This window comes from Streptomyces sp. NPDC033180, assembly GCF_055577645.1.
Genome location: NZ_JBVIPU010000019.1, coordinates 106,384 through 123,354, shown reverse-complemented (window position 1 = coordinate 123,354; position 16,971 = coordinate 106,384). Strand labels below are relative to the sequence as shown.

Here is a 16,971-nt window from a genome sequence, read left to right as displayed (position 1 = left end):
GCGCGGTCCACGTCAGTGAGCGGTCCACCCGCCATCGAGGACGAGATTCGCACCGGTCATGTACGAGGACTGGTCCAAGGCCAGGAACAGTGCCGCCTCAGCGGCCTCTTCGGGGGTGCCGAGGCGCCCCAGCAGAGTTCGTTCCTCGAACTGCCTGCGCCGTTTGTCGGGGTCCCCCGTCGAGTCCAGAGCAGTCTGCAGCAAGTCAGTGAGGATCACACCAGGGCTGAGGGTGTTGACCCGAACGCCGTCGGCTGCGTGATCAACGGCCAGCGCACGGGTCAGCTGCAGCACACCGGCCTTGGAAGCCGAGTAGGCCGCGACCGCCTCCGAGCCGACCAACGCCAGCTCGGACGCGACGTTCACGATGACGCCTCCGCCGGCGCTGCGCATGGCGGGCAGCGCATGCTTGGCGCAGAGGAACACTCCCTTGAGGTTGACGTCCATCAGCCAGTCCCACTCCCCGACCGTGGTGTCCTCCACACGCTTGGCGAACTCCACCCCCGCGTTGTTCACCAGCACATCCAGACGACCGAACCGCTCCACTGCCCCGCGCATCAGGGCGGCCACCTCCTCCTCGCGGGTGACATCACAGCGCACCGCGAACGCCTCCCCGCCGTCATCCACGATCAGACCAACGGTCTCCGCCAGCGGCCCGTCCTTGTCTCCGGCCACCACAACCAGAGCGCCCTCGGCCGCCAGACGCCGCGCAATGGCACGCCCCAGCCCGCTTCCCGCACCGGACACCACCGCACACCGGCCGTCCATGGACATGCTTCGCTCCCCATCACTCGTCACTGTCAGCAGCCGCAGACGCTTTCGGCGCCTGCGGCTGCTTCCCGGCCCATGGTGGCCCGTATCCACCACCGGCGGCCAACGCACAGCTCGCCAAGCGCCGAAAGCCTCGCTGATCAGGTGCTCAGACGCACCGGCCGCTCAGGTATCCGCGCCGCACGACCGACCGAGACCTGGCCACCCCCGGCTCAGGCGCCCACCGTCCGCGGTGCGTCCGGTGCGGCGGCGGGCCGTACGGCGACTGCCACGCCGGCCGGTCGGTCCCCACCGAGCCGCCCGCAAAGTGGCGTCGTACGACGGAGCCATGGATCAGCCCGGCTGCGGGGCCGGGGCCAATCTCGTGCAGGCGGTCCAGGAGGAGCGAGGCACCGCGGCACCTGTGACAACGACGGAGAACGATCGGCAGGCAGGTGGGCACAGCCACCCGGTTTTCAGACATAGAAATGCACCGGTTCCAGTGAGAAGACCGCAGCGAAAAGGAGCGCGGCGCACAGGGTGCGACGCACGACGGATCAGCGCTAAAGGGATCTCACTTGGTGTACAACGGCACGTCCTTGTCAGGATGGCTGCGGGCAGGAGCACGATAACGGCACGGGGAAGTGCGCTTCCACTGGTTTCCGCGGGGTGCTCACCATCCTCCGGGCCTGCCCTGTCCGGTCACGTCGGACGTGGACACGGATACGGACACCGATACGGATACGCGCCAAGTAGCGAGGCAGCTACACGGCTGTTCAGAGCAGTCGCAACAAAGGTGTGAGGCCCTTGCAGGTCCAGGGTGCGCGGTGGGCGGGGTCGAGAGCGTCCAGGGTCAGGTTGATCACGTTGGGCGAGTACACGGTTCCGAGGTGGCCGGACCTGTCGGTGGGACACACATGTTGGAGCGTGATGTTGTCGACCGCTCCCGGGCGGTGGGCGGGGGCGGTGAGGAAGCCCGAGGTGTACGGGGTGACCATCTTGTCGTAGGCGGTGGCCACCACCGTGTAGTCGACCCCGGGCACGGTGTCACCGCCCGCGTTGAGCCGCTTCAAGAACGCAGATCCCACCATCTGTTGCCGTGACGAGGGACCTACCACCACATCGGTCGTCGGGGCGATCGCCTTGACGAGGGTGTCGAGCCCGTTCGCCGTTGTTCCGTGGTTGTCCGGGGCGAGCCCGATCAACCGGTGCACCTTGGACGCGCCACCCTCGAACTTCAGGTACTGGCGCGGCATGAGCCCGCCCATCGAATGCCCGACGATGTCCACCGTCCGGGCCCCGGTGGTGCGCAGCACACGCCTCACATAGCCGGCCAGTTCCCTGGCCGAATCCTCGATGCGGCCGGTGCCCTTCGCTCCTACGGCGTTGAGAGGGCTGCCGTGGGCGCCGTGGTTGAGGGCGTAGACGCAATAGCCCGCGTCGGCGAGCGCCGGGGCCATCGCGTTCCAGGTGTTGTAGGCGTTCATGGCCGTCCCGTGAACCAGCACGACCGGCCTGGGGTGGGCACGCAGGTCCGCGTCGGCCGGGCACGGGATCGTGGGCTCCCGCTGGGCCCCGGGTGGGCTGGAGTTGGCGGCTGCGGGTGACAGCAGGGTGGACACCGAAGCCCCGAGGGCGGTCTCGTGGTGAGGTCGGGGTTCAGCAGGCGCACTCGCCGCGGCGGGCCAGGGCGAGCAAGCCAGTGCGGCAAGGGAACAGACAGCAGCGGCCGTAGCGGCGAAACGCGAACGCATGGCAGTAACCTTTCCGGCAGACAGGCTGGACCCGGTCGGCCCACAGAACGCGGGTCCGGGCATCCGCAGCAACAACGCTGTGCGCGGGGTGAGGTAACGGCACGTCACCCAGGCGCACCACAGCTCTGTGAACCCCGGCCCCGCGTTCCCCAGCACCCGGGCGGCGGCGAACTGAACGGCACTAGTGGCAAGGAGCGACCATCCATGACGGTCTCGGCCGGATTACATGTCAGCCCGGAATTTCCCGCGACGCTCGGGCGAATCGACGCACTCGGCGGGGCACTTGAGGCGGAAGCGGACACGGCCGAGGAACTCGGCAGACTCACCGAGGACACCGCGCGGGCGCTGCTGGGCGCCGGAGTCGTGAGAGCCGCGCTGCCGCAGAGCCTCGGCGGCTACGAGTTCTCCCCACGCCAACTGATGGAGACCGTCGAGCGGGTCAGCTACCACGATGCCACGGCCGGTTGGACGATGATGGCGCTGCAGTTGATGACCGGCACCACTGCGGCCTATCTCGATGCCATCGCGACGGCCGAGTTGTTCCCGGATGTCGCGGGCGGGGACCACGCGTTGTTGGCGGGGCACGGCACCCGGCCCGGCCGGGCCGTCCCGGTGGCGGGTGGCTATCTGGTAAGCGGCAGTTGGCAGTTCGCATCCGGCATGGCGCACGCCACTCACATCCACAGTGCGATCCAGGTCGAGGGCACGGGTGAACTGCGGGTCCTTGCGATGCCGAAGCCGCAGGTGGAACTCGTCGACAACTGGGATGTGCTGGGGCTGCGCGCGACGCACAGCATCGACTACCACTGCGCCGATGTGCGAGTCCCTGCGACGCACACGTATCTCGCCACGACGACGGACCCGGCCAACGGCGGCGCGATCTACCGCCTCGGCCTGGTCAACATGTCCGCGATCGGGCACACCGGCTGGGCGCTCGGGGTCGGGCGGCGTCTGCTCGATGAGCTCAAGTCGGTCGCCGCGGCCAAGTCCGGCACACCCAACGCCGCCGTCGACACCGCGCAGTTCCACGCGGAGTACGCCACCGCCGAGGCCAGGCTTCGTTCGGCGCGTGCCTGGGCGACGGAGGTATGGCAAGGCATCGAAGTCACCCTGGGCGCGGGCGAGTTGCCGAGCACCGAGCAGGACACCCTGCTCCGGTTGGCGCTCAACCACACGACATGGACCGTGCAGGAAGTGGGGCGGACGGTGCATCGATGGGCCGGGACGGCGGCGATCCGGCGCGGGCCGATCGACCGGTTCCTGCGTGACCTCGGCACGGGTACCCAGCACATCACCTCGAGCCCCACGGTCCTGCAGAACTGCGGGAAGTGGCTCAGTGACGCACAACCCCAAGCGCACTGGGAGTTTCTCGACTTGGCCGAGTGACCAACAGCTCGACCCCTCCCCCGTCTGGCAACTGCCCGTGGCCGGCCGGCAGGACCGCACGATAATCCCGGCGACGTGGACGGTGATCCGGGATAGTGGTCGCCATGGATGAGGTCGAGGTCGTCGTCGCGCACTCCGAGCGCGCGACCCTGCGCGTAGGCGACGTGTTTCTGAAGGTGGACGCCGACCAGGCGCGCATCGACGTCGAGGTCGAGGCAATGGCGTCGGCGCCGGTCCCGACCCCGGAGGTCCTGTGGCGCAAGCCGCCCGTGCTCGCGATCGCCGCAGTCCGGGGAACGGCGCTCGGCCGCCTCGGCGAGCCGTCGACCAGGCCGTCGGCGGCGTGGGCCGCTGCCGGTGCCGCCCTCCGGAAGCTGCATGACGCACCGCTGCCGCCCCGGCACGGCCGGGCCGGCCGGGGCATCGACGAGTTGGCGGCGGAACTCGACAGCGAATGCGAGTGGCTCGTGACGAACGGCGTCCTGCCCGCCGACCTGGTCACCCGCAACCGCCAGGTCGCCGAGGCCGCACTCCGGCCGTGGACTCCGAGGTTCACACACGGCGACCTGCAGATCAGTCACGTTTTCGTCGACGGCGACGAGATCACCGGCATCATCGACTGGTCCGAGGCGGGCCAGGGCGATGCCCTGTACGACCTCGCCACCCTGACGCTCGGACACGAGGAGCACCTCGGCGACGTCATCGCCGGCCATGGCACCGACGTCGACCTCGACGTGATCCGCGCGTGGTGGTCGTTGCGGAGCCTGCTGGGGGTCCGCTGGCTGGTCGAGCACGGCTTCGACCCGTTCACGCCGGGCGGTGAGGTCGACGTCCTGAAGTCCAGGATGTGAGGCTGTGCGATCGCTCCGTCCTGTACGCGCTCCGGCGAGAAGCCGGTCCGCCGGTGCTCGTCGCACCGGCGGATTCCGGTAGGGACCGCTCGCTCAGGTGCGGCTGCCGTGGGAACGGCCGAAGAGCTCGACCTCGGCTATGGCCACCTGCTTCTTCGCGGACGCGGCGTGGGACGACTCGATGGTGAAGCGGACCCGGGTGACCTCGCCGACGCGGAAGGAGCGGCGCTGGCCACCGGGGCCCGGGTCCAGGGTGAGGTCGCGGGTCGCGGTGGAGCCGTCCTTCTTGGTGACCGTGGCCTTGACGCGGTGGGGCAGGGCGGACCTGCCAAGCTGGTCGGCGCGGGTAGACACGTCCGACGTGATGATGACGTCGAGCAGTCGGGTCGGTTGGGCGAAGCGCACTTCGATCCGCTCCCCCTGGCCCGACTCGGCGACCCCCGGGCCCCACCAGGTGTGGTTGAGCTTGTCGAAGGCCAGCTTCGCCCCGTGGCCCGCGTACGCGTTCGAGGCGTGGATCTCGTCCGGCTCGACCGGAGCGCGCTTGGCGAAGTGGTCGCGCGTGGCCTGGATGCCGTCGGGGAGGTTCACCGCGGCGAAGATGAGCAGCGTCAGGACGATGGCCCAGGTGATCCAGGTGCCGATGTTGTCGAACACGCGGCGCAGCCGGGGGCGTTCGCCCGCCCAGGGCGTCTGGTTGCGGCCGGGGCCCATGAGCCGGCGCCACCACGGCAGCAGACCGGGCGTCTGGTCGGCGCTCTCGGCGAGCGGCATCGCGCAGCGGGCGCAGAAGTGCCGGTCGGGGCGGTTCGGGGTCACACACCACGCGCACGGCGGGCCGTTGCCGGCCTGCGGCTGCTGTCCCGGCACGCGCACATGCGAACGTTCGGCGTCGGGTCGTCCGGGCCCAGGGAGGGCTTGAGTTCGCCGCCGAGGGCGGACCAGATGTCGGCGAGGGATCTGGCCTCCGACCTGCTCCCGGAGACCGTCACCGGAATCCAAAGCCCCAGGCGCCCGAGCGCGTCCGGGAGTTCCTGGGCGGACAGCAGCTCGTGCGGCAGCACTGTCGCCAACGCGGCCGACAGCAGCCGGTGTTCGTCCTGCGGCGTCTTCGTCCAGGCCGTCACCAGAATAGGAGAGCCGGAACCAGCGCGGGGGACGGCGGCGGCGGACGACGACGTCACGTTCGTCGCGCAGCCCGGTGTGGCCTCGCTGCCGCAGGGACACGTCCTCCCGGATGTCGTACAAGTACGCGTTCACCACAGGCGCGTTGCGCCGGGCCGCCCAGTCTCGGGTGGGCACGTCGAAGGACACGTCGATACCGGAAACGGTGCCCCGCCGCCGATGAGGCCCTTGAGCACCTCGTCCACCTCATGGCCCTCCGCCACCAGCGCCACGACGTCCACCTCGCGCTTGGTGAAGCTCCGGAACGACCCCGAAAGCGAGGTCCGTCCTTCATGATCGATCGTGCGTGGAGGCCCCGTTTCGCCATGTCTGCGGACAAATCGGTAGGGCGTACGGCCGCTGCCGGTAGCGCACTCACGAGCGTGAACGCCTCGATGCACCAAGTTCAGTCACTTGGGCGGGCTCTTAAAAGATCATTGCGCCAAGGCGGCGGGGCTTGGGGCTCTGCCGGGCCGAACGGATCAGCGCTGCGCGGCGACCCTTGCCGCTGCCAAGCCCCACGCGCTTTGATGGGGGGTGATCGATCCGTCGACCGGATCGCTCAACTGCCGCACAGGGCAACCAATACGGGGGCGACGCAGTACATGACTCAGGTCAGGGTGGAGACGGTGGCGCTCGATGCCGTGGGCAACAGGCAGATCGCCAGCCGGACCCGGACGACTTCCCCGCTCGCCGACCGCTCCGCCGAGGTGGAGGAGGCGATCGTGCAGGCGTCCACGATCGCTCAGGAGGCTCTGGCGCAGGCACCCGCCCGGGACGGATGGCAGGTCTCCAGCATGGAGGTCACCTTCGGTCTGACCCTCGCCGCCGAGGCCGGGGTCATTCTCTCGAAAGCGTCGGCGGAAGCGTCGTTCGAGGTCACCCTGACCGTGGAGCGGGCTTCCGGTACGCCATGACCGGCACGACAACGGGACCGGACTACTGGGTCGACCTGTATCAGGCGCAGCAGCGCCTCGGCGGGGGCTTCTTGCTGACGCCCCGGTACGTCCTCACCGCACTCCACTGCCTGCGGGGCCTGAGCACACCCGACCGGAGCGTGCACATCGTCTTGGCCGACGGCAACCGGATCGAGGGCCAGGTGTGCCGCCAGGACGAGAGCGCCGACCTGGCGCTGATCGAGATCGGGGCACGTCACTACGTACCACTGAAGATGATCAGGAAGGCCGGACGCGCGCTCGTCGGGGGCCGCTGGGAAGGCCCCTACCGTCCCGCTCTGGACGAGGCGAAGCTGCGCGGCAACATCGATGCCCAGTCCGGTGACTACGCATGCCAGGGCGGAGCGGCCATCGAAGCACTGCAGTTGACGGTCGATCAGGTCCTTGGCGACTACTCGGGGTATTCCGGCGGTCCGGTGGAAAGCGCCTCGCAGGGGCACGAACCGATCGTCGTGGGCATCCTTCTGGAGCAGAGCCTGGACCGGGCCGACGGTCAGCGCGCCGCCAACGTCCTGTTCGCCGCGACCATCGCGGAAGCTGTCTCCCGATTCGATCATCTGCAGCTGTCCCACCTCATCGACGTGCTCCGGCCGCCTGGCCCGCAGGGCGAGCGGCAGGACAGCGCGGTGGAGCCCGTCGTCGTCACGAACGGCGCCAAGGTCGAGGAGTGGTTCCACCGTCTCCAGCAGTGGGCCGAATCGGGAGAAATGGATGCGTCACAGGTAGCCGAGCTGAAGTTCATCGCGGCGCGACGCGCCATCGAGAACGACTTCGGAGGGGGTGGCGGATGAACGGATCCTGGCAGACAGCCATTTCGCAGGCGGAGAGCGCCCTGGCAGGCGGGTCAGCGACCCTCGCCGAGATCACCGGCGCGGTGACCGCCGTACAGAACGACTCCCGCGCGCTGTTCGCCCCGGGGGCGGGCAAGCACTTCGCGTACCTCTGTGTGCTGCTCGACGCCCTGGGCCTCGGGGACCGGTCATCGGCGCTGGTGGAGCAGGTGTCGGACAGGGCCCTTCGCGATCCCGAGCTGCGGCGCCTGGACAGCGCCGTGCGCAATCAGCTCTCCGTCACCCTGGCGGACCGGGGCAAGTTGCCGGCGGCATCGGTGTTGCTGGCGTTCGACCACGCCCCGGGCTCGCGCGCGACCACCGGGATCGGCGCCGCGCGCACGCTGGCGAACCTGGCAGCCGTCAAGATGCGCAAGGGCGACAGCGAGGAGGCCGTTCCCGCCGCCCGGCACGCACTGGACACAGTGACCGACGACGAGGGGCCCGAGGCCCTGCTCAACGTGCGGATCCTGGCACTCACGATTCTCGTCGAGGGAGTACGCCAGCAGGGCGCGATCGCCGAGTCAGACGATCTGCTCGGTGAACTGGAGCACGACGTACGCCAGTTGGTGCGTCTCCTCGGCGAGAACCATCCGAAGTCCCTGTCAGCGGTGGTGGCGCTGGCGTCGGCCGAATTCGAGTCGGCTCGCTCGGTCGGCGCGCGCGAGCGGATGGAGCGGGCGGCCGACGTCCTGGCCGTCGTGGCCCAGAAGACCTCGGCGACGCTCGGCACCCACCATCGGCAGTCGCTGTCCTCGCTGCGCACGCTCACCGGCACCGAGTTCGAGGCGGCTGTGGCCCTTGGGCCCCCGCAAAGGGTCGAAGACGCCCGGACCATGGTCAAGGCCGCCGAGCAGCAAGCCACGCCGCCACCCGCCCCCGCGATGCGGGAGCGTCCACGCCATGTCGAGCCGCCCAGAGCGCCCGAGCGCGGACACGCCGCCGAAACGGTGCGCTTTTCCGTGCTCGGCCCGGTGAGGGCCTGGCTCGGATCGGAACAGCTGCCCACCGGCTCCCCGCAGCAACGAGCACTGCTGGCGGCTTTGTTGCTGCGTGACGGGCGGGTGGCCACCGCGGCCGAGCTGATCGACGCGATCTGGGGTGACGAACCCCCCTCGCAGGCGCTGGCGGCGGTGCGCACCTACGCCTCGCGCCTGCGCAAGGCGTTTCCCCCCGGAGTGCTCGCGAGCGTCTCGGGTGGTTACGCGATCCGGCTTCACTCGCCCGCCAAGGACCTCGACCTCGCGGTGGCCGAGCAGCTGTGGACCGACGCCTTGAAGGCGCGCGCGGCAGGTGATCGCAGGGGGGCCAGTTCACTGCTCGACACGGCGTTGTCGCTGTGGGACGGCGAGCCGCTCGCCAATGTTCCCCGTCCCTACGCACACCCACAGCGCACACGGCTGGAGGAGTGGCGGTTGCAGCTCCTGGAAACGCGCACGGACCTGGAACTCGAGCTGGGTGGCCACGGCGAGGCGATCTCGGAGCTCACCGCTCTGACGGCGCGGTATCCGCTGCGGGAGCGGCTGCGGGAACTGCTGATGCTGGCTCTCTACCGCGGCGGTCGCCAGGCGGAGGCCCTCGCCGTGTACGCCGACACCCGGCGCCTGCTCGCCGAGGAACTGGGCGTCGACCCGCGTCCCGCACTGCGCGAGCTCCAGATGCGCATCCTGCGATCCGACGCGGACCTGGCCGGGCCCGCGGCGCCCGCCCGGGAGTCCGCCACGGTGGCGGTTCGCCCGAATCAACTGCCCGCGACCGTGCCCGACTTCACCGGCAAGGCCGCCCTCGTCGCCGAACTCATCGAGGCGTTGTCCTCCACCGAGGGCCGGGGCATGACGGTCTCGGCGCTCGCCGGTATCGGCGGGGCGGGCAAGACGACGCTGGCCGTCCAGGTGGCCCACAGCCTCCGCACCTCGTTCCGGGACGGGCAGCTCTACGTGGATCTGCAGGGCACCGGGGCGCGAGCGGCCGACCCGGAATCCGTCCTCGGGGCGTTCCTGCGGGCCCTGGGCACCCCTGACTCGGCGATTCCGGACACGCTGGAGGAGCGCCAAGCGCTGTACCGCTCCGTCCTCGCCGACCGCCGCATCCTCGTGATCCTGGACAACGCGCGGGACGTGGCGCACATCAGGCCACTGCTCCCGGGCTTCGGCAGGTGCGCGGCGCTGATCACCTCGCGGGTCCGCATGGTGGACCTGCCCGCGGCCCACCTGGTCGACCTGGACGTGATGTCCCCCGACGAGGCACTGCTGCTCTTCACCCGGATCGTGGGCCCGGAGCGAGTCGACCCGGAACGGCGCGCGGCGCTCGACGTGGTCGCGGCCTGCGGATTCCTGCCCCTGGCCATCAGGATCGCGGCTTCCCGTCTGGCCGCCCGCAGGACCTGGACGGTCTCCGTGCTCGCCGCCAAACTGGCCGACAAGCGGCGGCGGCTCGACGAGCTCCAGGCGGGCGACCTCGCGGTGAAGGCGACCTTCGAGTTGGACTACGGGGCGCTCGAGCCCGCGCAGGCGCGGGCGTTCCGGCTTCTGGGACTGGCCGACGGCCCGGACACCTCGTTGGCCTCGGCGGCAGCGATGCTCGACCTGCCGCTGGAGACGACGGAAGACCTGTTGGAATCGCTCGTCGACACCTCCTTGCTGGAGTCGGCGGCACCGGGCCGCTACCGCTACCACGACCTCGTGCGCTTGTACGCGCGTGCGTGCGCTGAGCGCGACGAGTTGCCGCCGAGCCAGCGGGACGCTTCGCTCTCCCGCCTCCTCGACTTCTATCTCTCGTCCGCGTCCAAGGCATACGCGCTGGCTCACCCGGGCGACACCATGGTCGAGCACTTCGCGTCCACGCGCGACGCGGGACTGACCTTCGGTGACGAGGCCGACGCCCGGAACTGGCTGCACTCCGAGTCCGGCGGTGTCCTCGCCTGCGTCCTGCAGTCCCTGGCCCCGGGCTCCCTGGGCCGCAGCGTCGACTTGCTCCTCGCAGCCAAGGAGCTCGCCGAGTCCGGGGCCAATCCCCGGCTGTACGAGTCCGTGGCCGAAGCGGTGTGTGCCGCCGCCCATGACGCCGGGGACGTCCGGGCCGAAGGCCGGGCCAGGACGGCGCTGGCCGGTGTACTGCTCCTCACCGGCCGCTTGGAGAAGGCGAGCAAGGAGGCACGGCTCGCCCTTCGGCTCACCGACCGGACCGACGATCCGCTGCCTCGCTGGTGGGCCACCAACCACCTCGGGATCATCGCGCTGCACGAGGGTCGCCAGGCCGCCGCGGAAAGATACTTGCAGCAGGCCATCGGCGCCTTCCGGGTACTCGGAAACCGGACCGGCGAGGCCGACGCCCTGGCCAATCTGGCCCGCGTGCACCTGAACATGGGCGACCCCGCGAGTGCCGTCGAATTCGCCCGGCTGGGTCTCTCCATCCATGACGGACTGGGGCTCAGCTCGCGCGGCGCCCACACCCGCTACGTACTCGGCCTGGCCCTCACCGAGATCGAACGGTACGACGATGCCGAGGCCGAACTCCGGCTGGCCCTGCCGGTGTTCAGGGGTCGGCACGACCGTACCTGGGAGGGGCAGACCCTCTTCCGCCTGGCCGAGGTGCACATGGCCGGTGGCCGGTTCGCGCCCGCCGCGGCCGACGCGGAGCTGGCGCTCTCCCTGCTGACAGGGCCCGGCAGAGCCGGTCACCGCGCCGCTGTCCTCACGCTCCTTGGCCGCGCGCTCAACGCCATCGGGCACACGGACCGGGCCCGCGCCTGCTGGGAGGAGGCACTGTCCCTGTTCGACCGGCTCGGCTCCGCGGCGACGGACGAGACGGTGGCGTTGCGCCGGCAGGCGGCTGCCCACCTCCACGAGGCGGACACGACCCGGTGGGCGGGCGGACCGGAACGGCCGTGACCGGTGGCGCCCGCACGGTGCTGCGGGTGTGCGGCACCGGTCGTCCGTGACTGCCCTTCACCTCATGAAGAGGGGACCGTGTCCTCGAAGACGGTACCCGCGCTGCGGTACGCGGCCACCTTGGAGCGGGAGGGCTTTCGTGCAGGACTCATCTCGGTTCCTCTCCGAAACGGTGGGGGACGGGGGCGTACGGGTCGAACGGACCGTGGCGCACGCCGAGCGCGGCGAGCCGGTTGCCGTGCGCGATCAGGCGTGCGCGTGCCAGGGGCCAGGGGGAGGCGCCGTGCCATGCGCGGTCGGCGAGCGCCGCGAGCCGGGGGAAGGCCAGGTAGTCGACGTGCGCGGCGGTGGGGCGAACTCGGTCCACAACTGGGCTTGTACGCCGAGGGGTTCGCCGCCCGAAGTGGGGTCGTCGGGCGGGTCGTGGTCATGGACGGTCCGTAGATCGACCACGGTGCCGGGCTGGGCGGGCGGTTCGGTGGGGGACGCGGACTGGGCGTAGTCGAGGTAGGTGGCACTGTGGGGGCCGCTGACCACGTCATGGCCCCGTTTGAGGGCGATACGGGTGTGCTCGGGGTCGCGCCAGGTCATGACGGTGAACTCGGGCGTCAGGCTCTCCCCCGTCTCGGCCCACGCGGTCGGGACACGCCCGCGCTCCAGGAGATGGGCGCCGATCCGGCCGAGCAGCCACCCTCGTAACTCGCCCGGCCCCGAAAGACCCTCGGCCTCGATGCGCTCGCGCCGGAGCAACTGCCCAGCCACCATCCCGGCATCCCACCCGGCGACTTCGCCCACCGGGACACGGTCGCCTCCTCGACCCGCGGCGACGTACAGGCCATCTGAACGGGATCGCCCCCCCTGCCCCCTCCCCCGGGGGTGCAAACTGCCTACCGCTTGCGCAGCAGTGCGCAGACGAAGTTCTCCTCCACGGTCCGCAGTCGCTTCAGCAGTTTCGGCTTGTTCGTCTTGTTGACCTGCGTGGTGAGGGAGACGGTCAGCGACCGCTTGCCGTCGGGGGTGGCTGCGATCAGCTGCGTGTAGCCGGGGAAGTTGCCCGTGTGGCCGTACACCACACCGCAGCGGGTGGTGTACCGGAAGATGGCCAGACCCGCTTTGTTCCTGCCGGGACCCGCGGGTTCGGATGCGCCGTTCACCCACTTCAGCTGCTGATGACGGGTCCGGTCGGAGATCAGCTTTCCGCCGGCATAGCCGCGGATGAAGGCCGTCATGTCCTTCGGTGTCGAGATGATCCCGCCGGACGCCCACACGCCCGACGCGCTCAGTACCTCGCTGAGGTCCTCGGGCGGGTTCGGCGGGCTGACGTCGTAGCCGTGCATGTACGGCCTGGGCATCCGGTAGCCCGGCGGCAGGCTGGTGCTGCGCAGGCCCAACGGGTGGTACACGAGCTCGGCGAGCAGATGCTCGTAGGGGCGGCCCGTCACCGTCTCCGCCATCAGCGCCACGGCGATGTTGTCGGAGTTGGAGTAGGTGTACCGGGACCCCGGACGGAACACCAACGGCTCGTCGGCGACGAAGTCCAGCAGCCGACGGGAGTCGAAGTGACGGCGCGGGTTCTCGGTCACCAGGGCCAGGAATCTCGGGTCCGCGCTGAAGTCCGGCAGTCCGCTGGTGTGGTTCAGGAGCTGCCGCAGCGTGACCCGGTGCCATGCGCGCGGCAGCCGGGGAAGCACCTTGCCGATGGTGTCGTTCAGCCGCAGCTTCCCGCGGTCGACGAGCTGGAGGGCGACCGCGCCGCTGTACGCCTTGGCCGTGCTGGCGATGCGCATGTGGTCGGTGGCCTTGACCGGCCGACCGGTGCCGGTCTTGGCGACCCCGGCGCGGTAGACCTCGGTACGGGATCCGCGCTTGAGGACAGCGATCGCTCCGGGCGGGCCGCCGGGCGCGGTGGTCAGCTCCTGCAACTGCCGTCGCAGTGAGCGGTGGTCGTCGGCGGGGACGTCCGCGGCCTGGGCCGGGGCCTGCACAAGGCCCGCCATGCAGGCAGCGGACAGCAGGGCGACCAGGGGCAGGCGGACCCGCGGAAGGCTGGGAAGGGGCACGGAAGGACTCCTGAGGCGTGAGCGCGGTGGGACGTCAGAACGACCAGTTGCCGACAGGCCGCCTGATCTTCCGGGCCCACAGGTCTTCCAGCATCAACGTGCTTCTCACCAGGGCTCCTTCCGATTCATCCCATAACAGGATGTACAGAAACAAACCACTGCTCAAAGACCTGCGTGACGCGGCCGTACTGCACCTCAATGAGTGACGGCATCCGTCCGTCCCGCCCCCAGGAGCGTGTCGCTTCCTCTACGGAATCACCGTGCCGGGGCCGTTGTCCCCGCTCAGGTTCGCGCCGAACAGCGCCTGCCCCGCCGGTGCCCCGATGTCCACCGGGTTGTACGCGACCGACTGCGAGGCCGTCGCTCCCGAGGCGGTGCCGCGCAGCATCCACGCCGCGCCGCCGTTCACGACGGCGTCCAGGTTCTCCCCGGGCGCACCCGCGACCAAGTCCGCCTTGCTCTCCCCCGTCACGTCGAGCACGCGCAGCGACCCGCCGAACAGGTCGCCGGACTCCGCGACTCCCGGCACGCCGGCCGTGTCCTGGTGGAACGCCTGCGCGCCCTTGCCACTGAGCCCGTCCTTGCCGCCGTTGAGCAGCACGACAGCACCCGCTTTCGCCTTCGAGCCGATCGCCTCGCCCGGTACGCCGACGGCCAGGTCGGGGTATCCGTCGCCGTTCACGTCCCCCGCGCTCAGCCGTCCGCCGAACTGGTCGCCCTTCTCGCTCGCCCCGGGCACGCCCGCCGTGCTCTGCGTGATCGTCTGCGTGCGGGTCTGGCCGGGGCCGGACGGCGAACCGTAGTAGATCTTGACGGTGCCTGGGTCCTCCTCTGTGCCCTCGGTGTCGCCGCCCGGGAAGATCCGGGTGGCGAGGTCGGCGTGGCCGTCGTGGTCGAAGTCGGCGACCGCGGTACTGGACGAGGAGGGCAGGCGCTGGGGGACGGTGGACAGGCCGGCCTCGGTGCCGAGCCACAGTTTGCCGCCCTCGGCGTGGTTCTCGTAGACGTAGAAGGTCGCGAGGTCCTGGATGCCGTCGCCGTTGAAGTCGCCCGCGGCTGTCGAGTTGATGGAGTTGTCGGTGCTGTAGACCTTCACCTGCTGCTCGCGGGCGGGGGCGCCGCCCCGGCCGAAGGGGCCGTAGAGCACGGCGTGGTAGTCGTAGTCCTCGCCGTTGCCCATGAACAGGTCCGCGTGCCCGTCACCGTCGAAGTCGCCCGCGGTGATGTCGTCGCCGACCTGGGCATTGGCCGGTGCGCCGACGCGGACGGCGCCCTGGCCTGAGATGCCGGCCTCTCGTCCCCACAGGACGATCACCGATCCGTTGACGTTGTTCTCGGGCCGGTAATCGCGGGCGACCACCGCCAGGTCGGTCAGGCCGTCGCCGTCCAGGTCGCGGGAGATCATCGCGTAACCGAAGACCTGACCGTCGCCGGAGGTGCCCGGCACGCCGGGGGTGTCCTGGGTGATGACCGTGGTGCGCGCGGGGTCGAGGCCGTGCGCCGAGCCGTAGCTGACAGTGATGTAACCGGCTCGAGCATGGCCACCGACCTTCGCTCCAGGGGCGGCGACGGCGACGTCCTGGTAGCCGTCACCATCGAAGTCCTCGCGCACGGTGGCGGCGCCGTCCTTCGCGGACGCGGCGCCCGCGACGATCGGAACGCCGAGCGACCCGATCAGGGCGGCGGCTACGGCGGTCGATATGGCGGGTCGGCGGATGCCCACGGTGTCCTCCTTGAGCGCGAGCGACGTCGAGACGCGTGCGCGCGGATGTGATTCACCTTCGAGACACGTGGAGACGGCTGAGGGTTGTGCGGAGCGGGCGGCTTATCAGGTGGCGATGGTGGCTACGGGGTCGAGGCCGTAGGCGCGGGCGTAGCCGTTCTCGGTGCCGACGAGCAGGTCGACGACCTCGAAGTAGCGGTCCCAGAAGGGGGTTTCTCGCAGCGCGTCGATGAGGAGCTGGTAGGCGTGGTGACTGTCTGCTTCCCAGACCCAGACGTCGGTGACGCGTGCGGAGTAGAACTCGGTGTCGTAGAAGCGTGAGCGGACGCCGGTGGTCTTGGCCTCGATCGCGGGGACGACCTGGGTGGTGAAGGCGTCCACCCGTTCCTGGACGGTCATGGCAAGCCATTCAGGTGTGGTCTTGACGAGCAGGAAAGCGGTCACCGTCGCTGTGGCTTCCTCGGTGGGCATGGCGGCTTCCTCGGTGGGCATGGCGGCTTCCTCGGTGGGCATGGCGGCTTCCTCGGTGGGCATGGCGGGTCCTTCCCAACTGGCAGGTGGAGTCGATGTTTTGGGCGCCACGGATGTCACTGATGCGTGATGCGCGCCGGCGGGTGCGGGTCAGGACAGGACGGCGGGCTTGAGGGTGTGGGCACACCACTGCGCGAAGGTGGTGGGAGACGCGGTGTCCGCGGTACGGGTAACGCCTGCGTCGAGGCCGTCGTCCTTGGCCTGCTTCATGTCGACGATGCCTTGTACGAACGCTGCGTTGAGGCCGTAGCCGACGAGGGTGCTGCGCAGGTCCTCCAGCGACTGACGCGCGTAGCGGACGGGGCGGCCCAACTGCTCGGTCATGATGCGGGCCAGGTCGTTGGGTGAAAGGTCCTGCGGCCCGAGGACGGGGACGTTGTCCGTGCCGGTCCAGGAGCGGTCGAGCAGCAGGCGTGCGGCGACGGCGGCGATGTCGGCGACGGCGACGAGGGGCGCCTTGCGGTCGGCGGCGACGGCATCGGTGAAGACGCCCTTCTCGCGGATCGAGTCGGCCTCCTCCAGGAGGTTCTCGAAGAAGGAGGGGTTGGCCAGGGCCCGGTAGGCGACGCCGGTTTGCGCGATGACGTCGTCCATGGCGAGGGAGGCGGTGACGAGTCCGGCGCGGTCGGCGACCGGAGTGCCGCGCCCGAGCGCGGAGACGCCGACGACGTGCCCGACACCGTGGGCTGCGAGCGCCTTGACGGCGGGGCGGGAGAAGCCGCTGTAGGCGTCCACCGGGGGCAGAGAGGAGTCCGGGGGGACGAGCCAGAAGACGGCGTCCGCGCCGTCGAGGGCCCGGTCGAGGACCGCGGTGTCGCCGTGCGAGCCGACGACCACCTCGACGCGTTCGCGCACCGCGTCAGGGAGCCGGGCCGGGTCGCGTGCGATCACCCGCAGTTCCTCGCCTTGGGCGGGGGCGGTCTGAAGGAGCAGCGGCAGCAGGTGGCGGCCGATGTTCCCCGTGGGAGCAGTGATGACGATCATGAAAACCTCGTGGGTCGCGCCGGATCGGTACGCCCTTCATCCTGCTGAGGCCGCAGTGATGCCACAATAGGAACTTCGGCACGCAATCATTG

General features: G+C 70.2%; 13 protein-coding genes and 2 pseudogenes. 6 read left to right on the top strand and 9 right to left on the bottom strand.

What is annotated here, in order from left to right; all coding sequences use genetic code 11:
- Positions 1-12: 12 nt before the first annotated feature.
- Complete coding sequence (locus ACZ5WE_RS34975) at positions 13-774, bottom strand: SDR family NAD(P)-dependent oxidoreductase (protein WP_467694350.1); 762 nt, start codon at positions 772-774, stop codon at positions 13-15.
- A 752-nt stretch (positions 775-1,526) separates the two neighbouring features.
- On the bottom strand, positions 1,527-2,372 hold the full coding sequence (locus ACZ5WE_RS34970) for an esterase/lipase family protein (RefSeq protein WP_467694351.1): 846 nt from the start codon (positions 2,370-2,372) through the stop codon (positions 1,527-1,529).
- Between the two features lie 336 nt (positions 2,373-2,708).
- Between ACZ5WE_RS34970 and ACZ5WE_RS34965 the strand changes: the two genes are divergently transcribed.
- On the top strand, positions 2,709-3,890 hold the full coding sequence (locus ACZ5WE_RS34965) for an acyl-CoA dehydrogenase family protein (protein ID WP_467694353.1): 1,182 nt from the start codon (positions 2,709-2,711) through the stop codon (positions 3,888-3,890).
- 104 nt (positions 3,891-3,994) lie between these two features.
- Entirely contained in the window at positions 3,995-4,741 is a 747-nt protein-coding gene (locus ACZ5WE_RS34960) for a phosphotransferase family protein (RefSeq protein ID WP_467694355.1), read from the top strand.
- Between the two features lie 93 nt (positions 4,742-4,834).
- Here the strand turns inward: ACZ5WE_RS34960 and ACZ5WE_RS34955 are convergent, their stop codons facing one another.
- Together ACZ5WE_RS34955 and ACZ5WE_RS34950 are read right to left on the bottom strand one after the other, a co-directional pair.
- A complete protein-coding gene (locus ACZ5WE_RS34955; protein ID WP_467694356.1) occupies positions 4,835-5,611 on the bottom strand; it encodes an NADase-type glycan-binding domain-containing protein in 777 nt (258 codons plus the stop codon).
- A gap of 38 nt (positions 5,612-5,649) precedes the next feature.
- Positions 5,650-6,129, bottom strand: a pseudogene (locus tag ACZ5WE_RS34950) (Pvc16 family protein); the annotation flags it as partial.
- 381 nt (positions 6,130-6,510) lie between these two features.
- On the opposite strand from ACZ5WE_RS34950, the gene ACZ5WE_RS34945 reads away from it, so the two are divergent.
- The 3 genes from ACZ5WE_RS34945 to afsR all read left to right on the top strand — a co-directional run bounded on the left by ACZ5WE_RS34945 (position 6,511) and on the right by afsR (position 11,581).
- Positions 6,511-6,822, top strand: a complete 312-nt coding sequence (locus ACZ5WE_RS34945) for a CU044_2847 family protein (protein ID WP_467694357.1) — start codon at positions 6,511-6,513, stop codon at positions 6,820-6,822.
- Positions 6,819-7,652, top strand: a complete 834-nt coding sequence (locus ACZ5WE_RS34940) for a S1 family peptidase (RefSeq protein WP_467694359.1) — start codon at positions 6,819-6,821, stop codon at positions 7,650-7,652. The genes ACZ5WE_RS34945 and ACZ5WE_RS34940 overlap by 4 nt, the downstream gene beginning before the upstream one ends.
- Positions 7,653-8,575: 923 nt before the next feature.
- Positions 8,576-11,581, top strand: a complete 3,006-nt coding sequence (gene afsR / locus ACZ5WE_RS34935) for an SARP-family global regulator AfsR (RefSeq protein ID WP_467694551.1) — start codon at positions 8,576-8,578, stop codon at positions 11,579-11,581.
- A 246-nt stretch (positions 11,582-11,827) separates the two neighbouring features.
- Here afsR and ACZ5WE_RS34930 read toward each other — a convergent pair whose 3' ends face one another.
- Positions 11,828-12,346: a family 20 glycosylhydrolase gene (locus ACZ5WE_RS34930; protein ID WP_467694553.1), complete on the bottom strand. Its 519-nt coding sequence runs from the start codon at positions 12,344-12,346 to the stop codon at positions 11,828-11,830.
- On the opposite strand from ACZ5WE_RS34930, the pseudogene ACZ5WE_RS34925 reads away from it, so the two are divergent.
- Positions 12,293-12,424: pseudogene (locus tag ACZ5WE_RS34925) on the top strand (GntR family transcriptional regulator); the annotation flags it as partial. The gene ACZ5WE_RS34930 and the pseudogene ACZ5WE_RS34925 overlap by 54 nt on opposite strands.
- A gap of 44 nt (positions 12,425-12,468) precedes the next feature.
- On the opposite strand, the gene ACZ5WE_RS34920 reads toward ACZ5WE_RS34925, so the two are convergent.
- The 4 genes from ACZ5WE_RS34920 to ACZ5WE_RS34905 all read right to left on the bottom strand — a co-directional run bounded on the left by ACZ5WE_RS34920 (position 12,469) and on the right by ACZ5WE_RS34905 (position 16,879).
- Positions 12,469-13,641 carry a serine hydrolase domain-containing protein gene (locus ACZ5WE_RS34920; RefSeq protein ID WP_467694360.1) on the bottom strand — a complete coding sequence of 391 codons (1,173 nt, stop codon included), beginning with the start codon at positions 13,639-13,641 and terminating at the stop codon, positions 12,469-12,471.
- 247 nt (positions 13,642-13,888) lie between these two features.
- A complete protein-coding gene (locus ACZ5WE_RS34915; RefSeq protein ID WP_467694361.1) occupies positions 13,889-15,364 on the bottom strand; it encodes an FG-GAP and VCBS repeat-containing protein in 1,476 nt (491 codons plus the stop codon).
- A gap of 105 nt (positions 15,365-15,469) precedes the next feature.
- Entirely contained in the window at positions 15,470-15,856 is a 387-nt protein-coding gene (locus ACZ5WE_RS34910) for a darcynin family protein (protein WP_467694555.1), read from the bottom strand.
- Between the two features lie 129 nt (positions 15,857-15,985).
- Positions 15,986-16,879 carry an NAD(P)H-binding protein gene (locus tag ACZ5WE_RS34905; protein ID WP_467694362.1) on the bottom strand — a complete coding sequence of 298 codons (894 nt, stop codon included), beginning with the start codon at positions 16,877-16,879 and terminating at the stop codon, positions 15,986-15,988.
- Positions 16,880-16,971: the final 92 nt, after the last annotated feature.